This is a genomic window from Solwaraspora sp. WMMD937, from assembly GCF_029581175.1.
Lineage (GTDB): Bacteria > Actinomycetota > Actinomycetes > Mycobacteriales > Micromonosporaceae > Micromonospora_E.
Genome location: NZ_CP120738.1, coordinates 1,591,506 through 1,606,762, shown reverse-complemented (window position 1 = coordinate 1,606,762; position 15,257 = coordinate 1,591,506). Strand labels below are relative to the sequence as shown.

The window sequence follows — 15,257 nt, the reverse complement described above, 5'->3', positions numbered from 1 at the left end:
TTTTATCCACTTATCATCATGAAAATACTCAGCTATTCGGACTAATCATCTGTATTCATCACTCATCTCCAGGATCTCCGGCGCGCGAGGGCTGGCACTCCAAGATTCGCCCCGTAAACTGCCCAATGGCGCGGCGGTGTCGAGGCGCGCACCGGCCCACCTGACCCACATCTGTCGGAGAAACCCGCACTTCAAGGAACACCCGGTACGAGGACCTTCCCTCGCCGACGTAACCCGCCCGAGCACCGACGAGCTGAAACCACCGATTCACTCCCCGGAGCCGCCTTCCATGAGTTCACGCGTGACACTCACTGTCGTGCTGGCAGCCCTGGTGGTCGGTGCCGTCCTGGTGATCCCCACCGCCTCGGCCCGGTTCGTCGGCGGAACCGGGCCGGACGCCAACCGGTCCGCCGTCGAGCTGATCGATCCGACCCTCGCCATGGCCGAGTCCCCCGAGCCGCCGGCCGTTCCGACGTTGCGGGCCGTACCGGTTTCGGTCCCGGTCGACGGTTTCATGACCTGGGCGCTGCTGGACCGCGACAGTGGCGAGATCGGCGGCTCGGCCAACATGACCGAGACCAGCTCCACCGAATCGATGATCAAAATCTGGATCGTCGCGGACTACCTACGGCAGCTCGATGACGCCGAGCCTGATTCGACGATCCTGCAGCAGGCCAGCCTGGCCATCCGTGATAGCGACGACCGGGCCACGGACCTGCTGTTCTACAGGGCCGGCGGCGAAGACGTGATCACCCGGATGATCAAGATGTGCGGCCTGCAGCAGACCCGGATGGTCGTGCCGCCGGAGGAGGACAACGTCTGGTGGAGCTACACCCAGATGTCCGCCCGCGATGCCGTGCTGATGGGCGAGTGCGTCAAGAACGGCACCGCCGCCGGCCCGCTGTGGACGGACTGGGTGCTCGACGAGATGTCTCAGGTGCGGGGCGGGATCGCCGCGTCCGAGCAGGAACCCACCTCCGGCGGTGGCCGCTGGGGCATCATCGATGGACTACCGGAGAGCCTGTTGCGGGAGTCGCCGGTCGGCATCAAGAACGGCTGGACGCTGATCTGGGCGGACGGCATGTGGCATCTCAACTGCCTGGCCGTGCACGACGACTGGGTCCTCGCGGTGATGACTCGTTACCCGGGCCCTTACGGCCTCGAGTACGGAGCGGGCATCTGCCGTGAGGTGGCCCGGCAACTGGTCACCCCACACGCTGGTGCCGCCATCCAGCCTCCCGCCGTACTGCCGCCCTCCGCGACACCGACCAGCTGAGATGCCACCCACCTCCTGGTTTCCGAGCGGCCGACCACTCCGGCTCCTGGCCCGCCGACCGAGCGGCGTGGCCCGCCACGCCCGAGCCGGGTGGCGTACGCCGTTGATCGCGCTCGGCGTAGTCGCACTGGCAGCCGCTGGTATCGCCGGACCGCGGCTGGTTCCCGACGCCCCGTTGGCCGCCGCCGACGAACAGCCGGCCGACCAGCGGTCCCGCTGGCGTCAGCCGACGGTCGGCCCGAGCGAGAGCCCGGCCCCGGAGCCCGACCCGACGCTGTCGCCACTGGGCGTCGCACCGGTGACGGTATCGCTGGACGCCGTCGACGGCTGGTGGTCGTGGGCGATGCTCGACCAACGCACCGGCGAGATCCACGGATCGGCCAATCTGGCCGAGACCAGTACCACGGCGTCGCTGATCAAGGCGTGGATCGCCGCCGACTACCTGCGTACCTCGGCCGAGGCTGGCCGGTCACCGAACGACTTCCGGATGCGGCAGCTCGAGATCATGATCAGGGACAGCGACAACCAGGTCGCTGAGGAGCTGTGGCAGGAGATCGGCCGAACCGCGGCGACCGAGCGGATGATCCGGATCTGCGGGCTCACCGACAGCCGCAGCTCGACCGAGAACCGGTGGAGCACCACCCGGCTCTCCCCCCGCGACGTGGCCCGGCTCGGAGCGTGCATCACCGACGGCCGGGCGGCCGGCGCCGAGTGGACCGACTGGCTGCTGGCCGAGATGCGCAGCGTACGCAGTCCCGGCGACTTCGGGGTGATCGAGGCATTCCCGGCAGCCGAAGCTGCTCGAATCGCCATCAAGAACGGCTGGGTCATCCGCGACGCCGATCGGGAGTGGCACGTCAACTGCCTGGCGATCGGCGACGGATGGACCATCGGGGTGATGACCCGGTTCCCGGCCGACCGGCCATTCGCGTACGGCGGGCAGATCTGCCGTGAGGTGGCCGAGCAGTTGCGGGCAGCGGCGACCGCCTCGACCGGCGGCTGAGCCGAGGAGTGCGCCGGTCAGGGCAGGAAGAACTCGGGGCCCGCCGGTGGCAGCGCCGGGGCGGCACCCGACCGGGCCGCCCGCCGGGCGAACTCCCGCAGCCCGGCCACCTGCCGGTCGCCGAGCGAAAAGTCCAACGCCCGGAAGTACGACGCCAAGGTCGGCGCGTCGAACGGCTCCCACCGAGCGGCGGACCGCGCCACCTCGTCGAGCTCGGCGAGGCAGAGGTCACGCGATCGCAGGAACGCCTGGTGGACCTCCTTGACCTGGCCGGGGTGGGCGGCGGCGAAGTCCCGGCGGACCGCCCAGACGGCGAAGACCATCGGCAGCCCGGTCCAGTCCCGCCACGCCTGCCCCAGGTCGATGACGGCCAGACCGCGCTCCGGCGCCTCGTGGTGGGCCCGCAACGCGACGTCGCCGATCAGCACAGCGGCGTCAGCCTCCAGCAGCATCTGGGTGACGTCCGGCGGGCAGGTGAAGTAGTCCGGTTCGACGCCGTACCGCTCGGCCAGCAGCATCCGGGCCAGCAGCACGCCGGTCCGCGAGGTGGAGCCCAGCGCCACCGGCCGGCCGGACAGTTCGCCAAGTGGCCGGGTGGCGACGACGTTCACCGACAGCACCGGCCCGTCGCTGCCGACCGCGATGTCCGGCAGCAGCAGGAACTGGTCGGCGTGCCGCAGGTACTCGACCAACGAGATCGGGCCGATGTCCAGCTCGCCGGCGACCAGGGCGGCACCGAGCCGCTCCGGGGAGTCCTTGTGCAGGTCGACGTCGAGCAGCGCGCCGGAGCGCATCAGCCCCCAGTAGATGGGCAGGCAGTTCAGGAACTGGATGTGCCCGACCCGTGGGCGGCGCAGCCCGCCGCCCTCGCCCCCGTCACCGTGACTCATGATCTCCACGGTAGCCGTCGAGCGGTCGCCACGCCCGGCGGCGGCCCGGCCTGTGGCGCACCCCGCACCCTCCCCGGGCACCTGTCGAGCAGATCGCTCCGGCAACCCTGTCGCGTCGGCATCGCGGGGAAATCTGGTTGACCCGCGACGGGCCAGGGGTAAAGTCGATGTCCGCTTGACGGCCGCGGTGAGTCGCACCGCAGCGGACGTCCCCCGCGCCGGGCACCGGCCGAACCGGGTCCGGACACGCGAGCGAGCACGCCGGCGATCCTAGCCAGGAGTCAGCATGCCCGCACCCGACCTCGACCACCCCGCGCCCGACCGCCACCCCGCACCCGATCTGGACGGCGAACTCGCCGCCGAACGGGCCCATCTGACCGCGTCCCGCGCCGCGCTCGCCCGGATGCGCGACCGGGCCGAAGCCCTGTTCAGCACCGGCGACCGGGTCGCCGGGGACGCGTACACCGCCGAGACCCTGGGCCGGCACCTGGCCCGCCGGGTCGCCGAGCTGGCCGACAACCCGGACACGCCGCTGTTCTTCGGCCGGCTCGACGTCGACATCGATCCCGACCTCGACGACGACATCGACGACCTCGTGCCAGGCCATGAGCCCGATCCGGGCGGGCTGCGGATCAGTCGGCACCACATCGGCCGCAGGCATGTCGCCGACGACATCGGCGAGCCACTGGTCCTCGACTGGCGGGCGCCGATCAGCCGGGCCTTTTACCAGGCCAGTGTCCGCGACCCGCAGCGGGTACTGGTCCGCCGCCGGTTCGGCTTCGCCGGCGGCGAACTCACCAGCTTCGAGGACGAACACCTCGACCGGGGCGAGGAGCTCGGCACCGCTTCCCGCATCCTGACCACCGAGATCGAGCGGCCCCGGGTCGGCCCGATGCGGGACATCGTCGCCACCATCCAGCCCGAACAGGACGAGCTGGTCCGGGCCGCGCTGGCCGAGTCGATCTGCGTACAGGGCGCGCCCGGCACCGGCAAGACCGCGGTCGGCCTGCACCGGGCCGCCTACCTGCTGTACGCGCACCGGGAACGGTTGCGCAAGGCCGGAGTGCTGATCGTCGGGCCGAACCAGGTGTTCCTGTCCTACATCGCCAACGTGCTGCCCGCCCTCGGTGAGGTCGAGGTGGCCCAGTGCACGGTCGCCGACCTGATCGACTCGGTGCCGGTACGGGCCGAGGACACCCCGGCCGCCGCCGCGCTCAAACACGACCCCAGGATGGCGCAGGTGCTGCGCCGCGCGGTCGAGGCGTACCTCGGCGAACCGGACGAGTCGATCGTGGTGCCGGACGGCTCCTACCGCTGGCGGATCGGCGTCGAGGCGTTGCACCGCATCGTGCGGACGGTCCGCGAGGAGGAACCGCCGTACCGGATCGGTCGGGAACGGGTACAGGCCCGGATCGTCGCGCTGCTGCAACGCCAAGCCGAGACCCGGCGCGCCGAATCACCGGGCGACGCCTGGCTGCGGCGGATGACCCGGGTGGCACCGGTACGCACCCTGCTGGACCGGGTCTGGCCGGCGCTCACCCCGACCGGGGTGGTGTCCACGCTGCTCACCGATCCGCAGCGGCTGGCGACGGCCGCCACCGGGCTGCTCGACGAGGCCGAACAGGCGGCGCTGCTGCGGCCACCGGCCAGGTCGGTCCGCACCACCAGGTGGACCGAGGCCGACCTGGTGCTGATCGACGAGGTCGCCGGGCTGCTCGACCGGCCCACCGGGTACGGACACGTGGTGATCGACGAGGCGCAGGACCTGTCGCCGATGCAGTGCCGGGCGATCGCCCGGCGCAGCGAACACGGCTCGGTCACCCTGCTCGGCGACCTGGCGCAGGGCACCGCCCCGTGGGCGGCCACCGACTGGCACCGCACGCTGACCCACCTCGGTCGGCCCGACGCCCCGGTGGTGCCGCTGACGGTCGGCTTCCGGGTGCCGGCGGTGGTGGTCGAGCTGGCCAACCGGCTGCTGCCGGCGCTCGAAGTGGACGTACCACCGGCGGTGTCGCTGCGTCGGGACGGGTCGCTGTCGCTGCGTACGGTCGACGATCTGACCGGTGCCACGGTGGCCGAGGTACGCGCGGCGCTGAACCACGACGGCTCGGTCGGGGTGATCGCCGTCGAGTCCGCGGTGACCGGCCTGCGCGACGCGCTGACCGCAGCCGGTGTCGAGGTCACCGGAGCCGCTGGCGACCCCGGGATCCGGGTGTCGGTGGTCGCCGCGACCGAGGTGAAAGGGCTGGAGTACGACCACGTGGTGGTGGTCGAGCCGGCCGGTATCGTCGCGGCCGAGCCGCGTGGGCTGCACCGGCTGTACGTGGTGCTGACCCGGGCAGTGTCCCGGTTGACGGTGCTGCACGTCGAACCGTTGCCCCCCGCGCTGACCGACCACGCCCGGACCGACCACCGGCATTAGCAGAACCGATCGGCGGCACTAGCAGAACGGCGCGCGCCACACCGCCCGCCCCCTCCAGGTTGGCCCGGCGGCAGCTGGGAAACAATCGCCAGGTGAGCGATGGAGGGACGGCCGGGCAGGACCGCGCCGGTGGCGGCGGCCGGCGGCTACTCGGTTTCCTGCTCGCTGTGCTCGCGGTCGCCGTGGTGCCGTTGACCGCCGAGGTGCTGCGGCACCGGCTGCCGGACCGGCTACCGATGCACTGGAACACGGCCGATGTCGTCGACGCGACCAGTTCGCTGACGAACAGCGTGACCGGCTACACGATCGGCGCGGCCGCCGGGGCGGTGCTCGCCGCAGTCGGGGTGCTGCCGCTCGGGCTACGGTGGCAGCTGCGGCGGTGGCTGATCACCATCGGCGCGGCGGTCGCCGGCTTCGTTGCCGGGATCTGGCTGACCACCGTGGCACTTTCGGTCGATGTACTGGACCCGACCCGGGCGCCGGCTCCGAGCTGGCACATTCCCGCGCTGATGGTCGGGGTGACGGGTTGGACGGTGCTCGCGTACGCGGCGTGCGGTCAGCCGCCGGCCCGGCCGGCGGCTGACGGCCGACCCGCCGCCGAGCTGCCCCGGGTGCCGCTGCCGGCCGACGGTGCGGGATGGACCGAGCAGACATCGGTGTCCCGCACCGGGCTGTGGATCCTGGTCCCGTTGCTGCTGCTCGCCGGGGTCCTGGCGGTCTGGATCAACGTCTGGGTGGCCAGCCCGGTGTTGCTCACCGTGGCGTTGGTGATGCTGCTGCTGGTCAACCGGCTGACCATCGACCGACAAGGCATCCACATCGGATTCGGTCCGTTCGGGTGGCCGCGGATCAGCGTACCGGCGCGGGAGGTCGTCGGGGCCGTCCAGACGACGGTACGGGTGTCCGAATGGGGCGGCTGGGGCTACCGCTACCACCCCGACACGCGTGGACGTGGATTGATCACCCGATCCGGTCCGGGCATCCGGGTGCAGCTGTCCGGTGGGCGCTATCTCGTGCTGACCACCCGGGAGCCGCAGACCGCAGCCGGTCTGGTGAACACCATCGCCGACCTCGCCGACCGCTGATTCCGGTCCCGGAGGCTCACAGGCCGGTCGGCCAGCCACTCGACGACTGACCGGACGGGTTGAACACGGTGTGCAGCTCCGCCGCCACCCGGTCCTGAGCCGCCTCCGCCACGTCCAGCACCGCGCCCATCCCGAAGAACTCGTGCGGTACGCCGTCGTAGTGGATGTGCTCGACCGGCACCCCGGCCGCCCGCAGCCGCTGCACGAACGCCTGCCCCTGGTCGCGCAGCGGATCCCGTTCCACGGTCAGCACCACCGCCGGCGGCAGGCCGGCGAGCCGTTGCACCGGCAGGTCGAGCAACGCCACCCGAGGGTCGTCGAGCATCTCCGGCCGGGGGAAGGCGTGCCGGGCGAACCAGCTCAGCATCGGGCGGTTCAGCGGTGCCGCGTCGGCGGCGTCCACTCCGGAGCCGTCGTCGACCGTCACCCTGGTCACCGGGTAGATCAGCACCTGCAGCAGTGGCAGCCGCTGACCGGCGTCGCGCAACTGCAGACAGGTGGCCACCGCCATGTTGCCGCCGGCGGCCTCACCGGCGATGGCGATCCGCCCCGGGTCACCGCCGATCTCCCCGGCGTTGTCCAGCAGCCAGCGGGTCGCGGCGAGCACGTCGTCGTGGGCGGCCGGGAACGGATGCTCAGGGGCGTGCCGGTAGTCCACCGCCACCACCAGACACCGTTCCTTGTTGCACAGCGCGCGGGGGGTGGCGTCGTAGGTGTCCAGGCTGCCGACCACCCAGCCACCCGCGTACAGGTAGATCAGCACCGGCAGGCCGCCGGCCGGTGACGCCGACGTCGGCCGGTAGACCCGCAGGGTCAGCTCCCCGCCGGGACCGTCGATGGCGAAGTCGAAGACCGAGTCGACCGGCTCCCGTTCCGCCAGATCTCCCCGGTCGGTACGGATCCGGGCCACCGCGTCGGACAGGGTCGGCTGGCGCCGCGCCTCGACCGGATCGAGGATCTCCGTGGGTCGGGGGCCGAGCGCGGCGAATGCGTCCAGCAGCGCCTGCGACTGCGGTTCCAGCAGCCCGGACGCGTCGGTGGCGAACCAGCCACGCCGCCCCGAGGTCCGGTCGCGGAGCCGGTCGACCAGCGCGGCCGGGCCGCCCAGCAGCCGGCTGCTGCGGGAGGTGTTCGGTGTCTGCGGGTGCGGATGGGTGGGTGCACGGTACTTCGCGGCGGTGAACTGCGCCCCGAGTTCGGCCATCCGCTGCGGACCGACCGCGGCCCGCAGCGCCGGCAACAGCACCCCTTCCTGGTCGGCGGCCTGCCGGCGGACGTCGGCGATCAGATGGTTGAGCGCTTCTTCGAAGTCCAGGTTCCCGGGTCTGGACCGGTCGACCTCGGCCGCCGCCTCCTTGATCCGCTGACGGGTGTCCCGCCCCCGCTGGACCAGCTCCGCCACCGCCCCGACGGACAACCGGTCGGTCACCGCCGGCTCGTCGAAGACCGGGTCGAGGATCTGTTCCTCGGCCGCCAGGTGCATGGAGATCCGGTAGACCACCTGGTCGGCCAGAATCCGCCGGTCGCCCTGGCCGGTTTCCAGCCGCCGGAAAAGCTGGTCCAGCAGGACGTGATCGTCGTTGATCGCCCGGTCGATGTCGCCCGGCAACACCTCGATCACCCGTACCATCGTTCTCCCCCGCTGTCCCGCGTCCCGGCCGGTGTCCGGCACCCCGCCTGGCTTCGGTCGGTGACGTCAGCCCGGTGCGCGGTTACCCTCGGCGCGGGCCATGATTCCGCGTGCCGGGCGATTGCTTCGGCGAATCTCCCCCGACCGTCGTCGACCGGGTGCCAGGATTCGGTCAGCAGGGTCCACCCAGCCGATCAGCAGGAGGAGATCCGCCATGTCCGTCGCCGCGGCCGGGGTGCCCGCCTGGGTCGACCTCGGTACCTCCGACCTGCCCGGTGCGATCCGGTTCTACGGCGAACTGTTCGGCTGGTCCGCGCAGCCGCCCGACGGCCCGGACGCCGAGGGTTACACCCTGTTCAGCAAGGACGACAAACTGGTCGCCGGGGCCGGCTCGGTGTCCACCGGCGGGCAGCCGCCGACCTGGACCACGTACATCGGCACGCTGGACGCCCAGGCGAGCGCCAAGCTCGTCGAGTCGGCCGGCGGCACCGTGCTGATGCCGCCGTTCGACGTGCTCGACCGGGGTAGGGCGGCGGTCTTCACCGACCCGGCCGGGGCCAGCTTCGCCGTCTGGCAGCCGCTGTCCATGGCCGGCGCGGAGCTGGCGAACGTGCCCGGCTCACTGTGCTGGAACGAGCTGACCACCCGCGACCCGGAGGGCGCGAAGGAGTTCTACGGCGCGGTCTTCGACTGGGAGTGCCGGGACACCCCGTTCCCGCCGATCATGTACACCGAATGGCTGGTCGAACAGCAGCCCGTCGCCGGGATGATGCCGATGGTCGGCGACGACTGGCCGGCGGACCTGCCGGCCCACTGGATGGTGTATTTCGCGGTGAACGACTGCGACGCCACCGCCGCGCACGCCGCCGCGCTCGGCGGCACCGTCTCAGTCCCGCCCACCGACCTGCCGCACGGCCGGTTCGCCGTGCTCAACGACCCGCAGGGGGCCTTCTTCTCGGTGATCCGGATCGCCGGCGACTGACGAATCTGGTCGGGGAACGTCCCGGTCGCGGACCGGGACGACCAGCGGGCCGTGTGCGCCTGGCAGCACCCGCACCCGGGCCCGGTAGTACCGGGCCAGGTTCTCCTCGGTGAGCACCTCGGCCGGCGGGCCGGCGGCGACCGTCCGGCCGGCGGCGAGCAGCACCAGCCGGTCGGCGTACTCGCCGGCCACCGACAGGTCGTGCATGGTGGCCAGCACGGTCAGCCCACGGTCCCGGCGCAGCTCGTCGACCAGCTCCAGCACCTCCTGCTGATGGCCGATGTCCAGGGCGCTGGTCGGCTCGTCGAGCAGCAGCAGCGGGGCGCCCTGGGCCAGCGCCCGGGCCAGCAGCACCCGCTGACGTTCACCACCGGACAGCGTGGCCAGCCGCCGGTGCGCGAACCCGGTCAGGTCGAGCCGGGCCAGCACGTCGTCGACCACCGCCAGGTCGGCCGCCGACTCCCGGCCCAGCAGCGGGACGTACGGGGTACGGCCGAGCAGCACGTAGTCGGCGACGGCGATCCCGGCCGGCACCACCGGCGACTGTACGACGGTGGCGACCAGCCGGGCCCGGTCCCGGCGGCCGAGCCGGGTGATCGGCGTACCGAACAGCTCCAGGCTGCCGTCGACCGGTTGCAGCCCGCCGACCGCCCGCAGCAGGGTCGACTTGCCGGCCCCGTTCGGCCCGATCACCGCCACCCACTCACCGGCGACCGCGGTCAGGTCGACACCGTCCAGCACCGGCGCGCCGCCGAGGCGTACCCGCAGGTCACGGCCGACCACCGGGGTGCTCCCAGCCGCCGCCGGCCCGGTCTCGGGCGCGGACCCGGGCGCGGGCGCGGTCACAGCGCCACCGTCCGGCGGGTGGTACGCAGCACCAGCACGAAGAACGGGGCGCCGAAGAAGGCGGTGACCACACCGATCGGGATCTCGGCCGGCGCGGTCACGGTCCGGGCCACCACGTCGGTGACGGTCAGGAACGCGCCGCCGAGCAGCATCGACAGCGGCAGGATCACCCGGTAGCTGCTGCCTGCTACCAGTCGGACCAGGTGCGGCACGATCAACCCGACGAAGCCGATCAGCCCGGACACCGACACCGCCGCGGCGGTGCCCAGCGACGCGGCGGCGAGCAGCAGGTATCGGGACCGCTGCGGGTGCAGGCCGAGGCTGGCCGCCTCCTCGTCACCGACCGACAGCACGTCCAGCTCGCGGCGGTGCGCCAACACCACCACGGCGGCGATCACCGCGTACGGCAGGACCAGCCGGACCTCGTGCCAGCCGTCGGTGGCCAGCCGACCCAGCAGCCACGAGTACACCTCCCGGATGGTGTCGACGTGGCGTTGCAGCAGGTAGGTCTGCCCGGCGGCGAGGAACGCCGACACCGCCACCCCGGCCAGGATCAGCGCCGCGGTGGACCGGTCCGGCCCGGCCGCGCCCGTACCGAGCAGGTAGGTCAGCGCGACCGCCCCGACCGCACCGACGAACGCGGCCAGCGGCACCGTCACCGGCAGCCCGGTCAGCACCCCGGTGCCGGAGCGCAGCGCGATGACCGCAGTCACCGCCAGCCCGGCCCCGGCGGCGACGCCGAGCAGGTGCGGGTCGGCCAGCGGGTTGCGGAACACCCCCTGGTAGCAGCCACCGGCCAGGGCCAGCATGCCGCCGACCAGCAGCGCCAGCACCACCCGGGGCAGCCGCAGCTGGGTGACGATCGCCACCTGCCGGTCGTTGAGTCCACTGTCCACCTCGACGCCGGGCAGCAGGTTGAGCAGTTCGGCGGCGACCGCCAGCGGCGGCAGACTGGCCGGGCCGAACGCCAGCCCGGCCAGGGCTGCCAGCATGACGGCGGCCAGCGCGCCGGCGAACCAGCCGGCGGTCAGCCCGGGCCGCCGCCGGACCGGCGTACGGAGCACGTCAGGACGCCGCCGCCGCGTCGACCGCGTCGACGATCGCCCGGACCAGGTCGACCACCCGGGGACCCCAGCGGGAGGCGACGTCGTCGTCGAGCTCGACCACCTGGCCGGCCTGTACGGCGGTGATGGTGGACCAGCCGGCCCGCTGCGCCACCGTCTGCGCGTTCTGCTGGCAGCACCTGGTGTCGGCCAGGAAGATCAGGTCCGGGTCGGCATCGATCAGCGCCTCGGCGGACAGCTGCGGGTAGCCACCGGCCTCCCCGGACGGGTCCGCCGGGTCGGCCACGTTGGTCAGCCCGACCATGGTGAACAGCGAGCCGACGAAGGTTTCGCTGGTCACCGTGTAGAGGGTCGGGTCGAGCTCGTAGTAGTAGCTGAGCGGCTCGGCCGGCTGCGCCACGTCGGAGACCAGCTTGTCGATGTCGGACCGCATGGTGCCGACCAGGTCGGCCGCCGCCTCCGGGTGCCCGGTGAGGGCGCCAAGTTCGGTGATCTGGCGGTACGTATCGTCCAGAGTGACCGCCGCCCCGGCCTGGTAGACCGGGATCGACAGTCGGGTCAGCCCGGCCACCACCTCGTTGGTGTCGCCGGAGAGCACCACCAGGTCGGGTTCGTAGCCGGCGATCGCCTCGACGTTCGGGGTGAACCCGGACAGCTCGGTGGTCGGCACCTCGGCCGGGTGGTTGGAGTTGTCGTCGACGGCGGCCACCTGGTCGCCGGCGCCGATCGCGAAGAGCATCTCGGTCGCGGTCGGCGACAGTGCGACGATCCGCTCCGGGCGTACCTCCAGGGTCAGGTCACCGACGGTGACCGGGTAGCTGGCGGCGATCTCCGGGCTGACGCCGGGCTGCGCGTCGTCGGGCCCGCCGGAGCCGTCGCCGGCCTGGCCGCATCCGGTCAGGGCGAGCGTCGCGGCGGTGGCGACCGCGGCGGTACGCAGCAACGCTGCCCGCAGCGGAAGGGGTCTGCTCATCTGGTCCTCCTGTCGGTCGAGGGCTGGTGCTTCGCCGACAGGTCGGGGTGATGACGCCGGCCCCGGCCAGGTGGCGAGGCGCCCTTCCTCGAGAGCGCGGTTCGCGACCACGCCGCAGGCGACCTGGCTAGCCCCCGGCTGTCGGCCGGGGCATCACAGTTGCGGGACAGCGCCGGGTTCGCACCGGCTTCGCTGCGGGGCGGTCAGTAGCACGGTAACTTACCGGCGCCGGCCGGTAGACATCGCGACAGCGCAGGGCTGCCGTACGGTGATGTTCACCGCACGGCAGCCCTGCGTGCCGTCAGTAGCCGGCAGCCCTGCCCGACGTCAGGACCTGGTGATCCGGACGTCGTCGATGGCCGCCTCGACCAGGCTGGCGGTGGAGGCGTCCGCTGCCTCGACCAGGATCCGCACCGTCTGACCCGCGTACGGGGTCAGGTTGTAGCTGCTGGTCGACCAGGACCCGTACCGGTTGCTCCCCGCGCCGGACTGGTTCAACAGCGTCGTCGTGCCGCCACTGTGCACCACGCTGATCCGCAGGTAGTCGGCCGACGACGAGTTGTTCAGGTGGGCCAGGTACCAGGCGAGCGACAAGGTGAGGGTGCCGCTCGACGGCAACGCGACAGCCGGGGAGCGGGCGCTGGTAGCCCCGCTGTCGATGTCGTACGAGCCGGCCGAGGAGCCGGCCAGCCGACCGGTGACCAGGCTGTTGCTGCCCTGGTAGGCGGTCAGCTGCAGGGCCCCGCCGGAGCTGGTGGCCTGCGCGACGCCGCGCTCCCACTGCCCGGTGGTGGCGGTGTCGGTGCCGCTCGGGTCGGTCGTCCAGCCGGTCGCGGACTCGAAGTCGTCCGCCCAGACGGTGCTGCCCGGCGGGTCGACCGGACCGCCGCCGCAGTACTGCGACTCCTTGCCGATCACCCGGTACGGGCAGTCGGCGTACTCGCTGAGCAGCAGCACCGCTTCCCGGTTGCGGGCGGTCTGGGTGGGGATCACCTCGTCGGGCGGGTAGAAGCCGCCGCCGCTGGACGATCCGGGGTACAGCTCGAAGGTGTACGCCCAGATGCCGTGCACGCCCCACATCCAGTCGATGCTGCTGCCGTCGGTGATGTAGAGGTCGGACGACTGTTCCGGGGTGTAGCCGTTGGTCGCCGCCATCTGCGTACCGAGGGTGGCGAAGGTGTTGTACTGGTCGGTGGTCATCCCGGACGGGGTGTTGGCTGTGGTCCAACCGAACGGCCAGAGCACCAGCTCCGAGTAGCTGTGGAAGTCGATGTTGGCCTTGATCTGCTGCTCACCGCCGACGACCCGGCTGTTGACGAAGTCACGCAGCGCCTGGGTCTCCGGGGCGGAGAAGGCGTACGGGCCTCGGTAGGTCGACGACGACGGGGAGCCGGAGGATCCGCCGCAGCAGCCCCACAGGTAGTCCCAGTTGCGGTTCAGGTCGGTGCCGACGGCGAGCGCACCGCTGTTCGGCTGCCGGTTTTTGCGCCAGGACCGGTACGAGCCGGTGGCGATGTCGTACTCGCTGCCGTCCGGGTTGACGGTCGGCACGATCCAGATCTCGCGGGTATTGACGATGTTGGTGATCCGCGAGTCGCTGCCGTAGCCGTCGGTGAACAGGTTCAGCAGGTAGATCGCCATCTCGACGGTGAGGTGCTCGCGGGCGTGCTGCTGTGAGTTGAACAGGATCTCCGGCTCGTCCTCGTCGGTGCCGACGTTGTCGGAGATCTTGACCGCCATCAGGTCGCGGCCCTCGTACGAGGTCCCGATGCTGATCTTCCGGGCGATGTTCGAGTGGCTGGAGACTACCTGGTTGACCACCGTGGTCAGCTCTGCGTAGTTGTGGTACGCCGAGTCGGACGGCGGGAAGTCCAACGTGGTGACGTCGCCGGATGCGTCGGTCCTGGTGGGTGCCCGCACCGCTTCGACCTCGAAGCCGAGCGCCTGGATCGCGCTGACTTCGGCCCGGGTCGCGGTGATGTTGAGGATGCCATGCTCGATGTAGTCGATCGCGGCGCCGGTCCCGGCCACCGCGTCGCGGTCGGCGAAGGTACGCGGTCCGAGGACCCGGTACGGGCCGGCGATCGACTCCCGGTCGGAACCGCTGGGCTTGGGATCGGCCGACACCGGGCCGGTCACGACGGCGAACAGGCCGACGACGGTCGCGATCAGCAGGACGGTGGTCCTGCGCCACGAGCCGGCGTTGGCAGTTGGTGCGCGGAATCGCATATAGACCTCCTGGGGGTGGGGAGGACTCCGCTGGTGAGCACAACTGCACCACCTGTCACATGGTCATATCAATATCTTTCGCGATCAATTCCATGCCAAGCTGATCATCACACGGCATCGATACTTCTCGTACCGGACACCATGCGGGGAGGGACAGTCCTGTCCGTGGCGGATCTCAGCCACTACGGACTCCTCGATCCACTGCGCCGCGAGCACCAGGCGGACACGGCCGTCCGCGACCGACGGCGCAACCCTCAACTCATGATCAGGTGAGCGCTATGAACGTCTCGTCGCGGTTGTGAGGTCCACAGCGCTCACCTGATCATGAATCCCGCCCGCCGGAGCGCCGGACGCCCGCCGGTAAACCGGGTGAACTGTAGGGTCGGGCGCCGTGGCAGGTCTCAGGTGGCGGGTACGGTCGGCGGGTCTGGCCGCCGCCGGCGGGTTCCTCGCCGTGGCACTCGGCATCCGGGTACTGGCCGGCGGGGACGGTGTGCTGGACAGTTCCGGTGCGCTGCAGCAGTACTCCGGTACCGCCCTGTACGCGTCGATGGTCTACGCCGGGGTGTTCGTCCTGGCACCGGGTGCCGGGCCGATCGTGGCCGGGGCGGGTGCCGTCGCCTTCTGCTGGCTCGTCGAGTTCCTGCAGCTGACCGGCGTACCGGCGGAGCTGTCCGAGCGCAGTCTGCTGGCACGGCTGGTCCTTGGTGTCCATTTCGACCCCACCGACCTGGCCTGGTACGTGGTGGGCGTACTGCCGTTGGTGCTGCTGCACGCGGGCGTCGACCGTTGGCGGCTGCGCCACCGGGACCGGCAGCCGGCTGGCGCCGGTGCCGGTCCCGGGTGTGGCCGGTGAG

11 protein-coding genes, 1 pseudogene and 1 riboswitch are annotated in these 15,257 nt (G+C 71.6%); of the genes and pseudogenes, 6 read left to right on the top strand and 6 right to left on the bottom strand.

From position 1 onward, the window contains the following. Positions 1-289 precede the first annotated feature (289 nt). Both O7621_RS06965 and O7621_RS06960 read left to right on the top strand, forming a co-directional pair. Entirely contained in the window at positions 290-1,276 is a 987-nt protein-coding gene (locus O7621_RS06965) for a serine hydrolase (protein ID WP_282233264.1), read from the top strand. Positions 1,277-1,343: 67 nt separating this feature from the next. Next, a complete protein-coding gene (locus O7621_RS06960; RefSeq protein WP_282233263.1) occupies positions 1,344-2,279 on the top strand; it encodes a serine hydrolase in 936 nt (311 codons plus the stop codon). Between the two features lie 17 nt (positions 2,280-2,296). Here O7621_RS06960 and O7621_RS06955 read toward each other — a convergent pair whose 3' ends face one another. After that, positions 2,297-3,169, bottom strand: coding sequence for a menaquinone biosynthesis protein (locus tag O7621_RS06955; RefSeq protein WP_282233262.1), 873 nt, complete (start codon positions 3,167-3,169; stop codon positions 2,297-2,299). 286 nt (positions 3,170-3,455) lie between these two features. Between O7621_RS06955 and O7621_RS06950 the strand changes: the two genes are divergently transcribed. Then, on the top strand, positions 3,456-5,591 hold the full coding sequence (locus tag O7621_RS06950) for an AAA family ATPase (RefSeq protein WP_282233261.1): 2,136 nt from the start codon (positions 3,456-3,458) through the stop codon (positions 5,589-5,591). A 92-nt stretch (positions 5,592-5,683) separates the two neighbouring features. Further along, positions 5,684-6,676, top strand: coding sequence for a hypothetical protein (locus O7621_RS06945; RefSeq protein WP_282233260.1), 993 nt, complete (start codon positions 5,684-5,686; stop codon positions 6,674-6,676). 16 nt (positions 6,677-6,692) lie between these two features. On the opposite strand, the gene O7621_RS06940 is transcribed toward O7621_RS06945, so the two are convergent. Beyond that, positions 6,693-8,297, bottom strand: a complete 1,605-nt coding sequence (locus tag O7621_RS06940; RefSeq protein ID WP_282233259.1) for an alpha/beta hydrolase fold domain-containing protein — start codon at positions 8,295-8,297, stop codon at positions 6,693-6,695. A 223-nt stretch (positions 8,298-8,520) separates the two neighbouring features. Between O7621_RS06940 and O7621_RS06935 the strand changes: the two genes are divergently transcribed. Beyond that, positions 8,521-9,288, top strand: coding sequence for a VOC family protein (locus tag O7621_RS06935; RefSeq protein WP_282233258.1), 768 nt, complete (start codon positions 8,521-8,523; stop codon positions 9,286-9,288). A 27-nt stretch (positions 9,289-9,315) separates the two neighbouring features. Here the strand turns inward: O7621_RS06935 and O7621_RS06930 are convergent. The 4 genes and pseudogenes from O7621_RS06930 to O7621_RS06915 all read right to left on the bottom strand — a co-directional run. Next, positions 9,316-10,071 (bottom strand): annotated as a pseudogene (locus O7621_RS06930) (ABC transporter ATP-binding protein); the annotation flags it as partial. A gap of 59 nt (positions 10,072-10,130) precedes the next feature. Continuing rightward, positions 10,131-11,126 (bottom strand): iron ABC transporter permease, encoded by a 996-nt coding sequence (locus O7621_RS06925; protein WP_348775311.1) that lies wholly within the window; start codon positions 11,124-11,126, stop codon positions 10,131-10,133. A 73-nt stretch (positions 11,127-11,199) separates the two neighbouring features. Then, the gene (locus O7621_RS06920; protein WP_282233257.1) at positions 11,200-12,171 is read right to left on the bottom strand and encodes an ABC transporter substrate-binding protein; all 972 of its coding nucleotides are present in this window, start codon (positions 12,169-12,171) and stop codon (positions 11,200-11,202) included. A gap of 122 nt (positions 12,172-12,293) precedes the next feature. Then, a riboswitch (cobalamin riboswitch) is annotated at positions 12,294-12,359 on the bottom strand. A gap of 139 nt (positions 12,360-12,498) precedes the next feature. Next, complete coding sequence (locus O7621_RS06915; protein ID WP_282233256.1) at positions 12,499-14,400, bottom strand: M14 family zinc carboxypeptidase; 1,902 nt, start codon at positions 14,398-14,400, stop codon at positions 12,499-12,501. A gap of 391 nt (positions 14,401-14,791) precedes the next feature. Here O7621_RS06915 and O7621_RS06910 point away from each other — a divergent pair, with 391 nt between their 5' ends. Continuing rightward, positions 14,792-15,256: a DUF2809 domain-containing protein gene (locus O7621_RS06910; protein WP_282233255.1), complete on the top strand. Its 465-nt coding sequence runs from the start codon at positions 14,792-14,794 to the stop codon at positions 15,254-15,256. The last annotated feature ends 1 nt before the right edge of the window (position 15,257 follow it).

Excerpts from the sequence above, each read along its gene's own strand:
- O7621_RS06965 (WP_282233264.1), top strand. The coding sequence starts at position 290 with ATGAGTTCACGCGTGACACTCACTGTCGTGCTGGCAGCCCTGGTGGTC.
- O7621_RS06915 (WP_282233256.1), bottom strand. The coding sequence starts at position 14,400 with ATGCGATTCCGCGCACCAACTGCCAACGCCGGCTCGTGGCGCAGGACC.
- O7621_RS06950 (WP_282233261.1), top strand. The coding sequence starts at position 3,456 with ATGCCCGCACCCGACCTCGACCACCCCGCGCCCGACCGCCACCCCGCA.
- O7621_RS06925 (WP_348775311.1), bottom strand. The coding sequence starts at position 11,126 with ATGCTGGCAGCCCTGGCCGGGCTGGCGTTCGGCCCGGCCAGTCTGCCG.
- O7621_RS06955 (WP_282233262.1), bottom strand. The coding sequence starts at position 3,169 with ATGAGTCACGGTGACGGGGGCGAGGGCGGCGGGCTGCGCCGCCCACGG.
- O7621_RS06920 (WP_282233257.1), bottom strand. The coding sequence starts at position 12,171 with ATGAGCAGACCCCTTCCGCTGCGGGCAGCGTTGCTGCGTACCGCCGCG.
- O7621_RS06935 (WP_282233258.1), top strand. The coding sequence starts at position 8,521 with ATGTCCGTCGCCGCGGCCGGGGTGCCCGCCTGGGTCGACCTCGGTACC.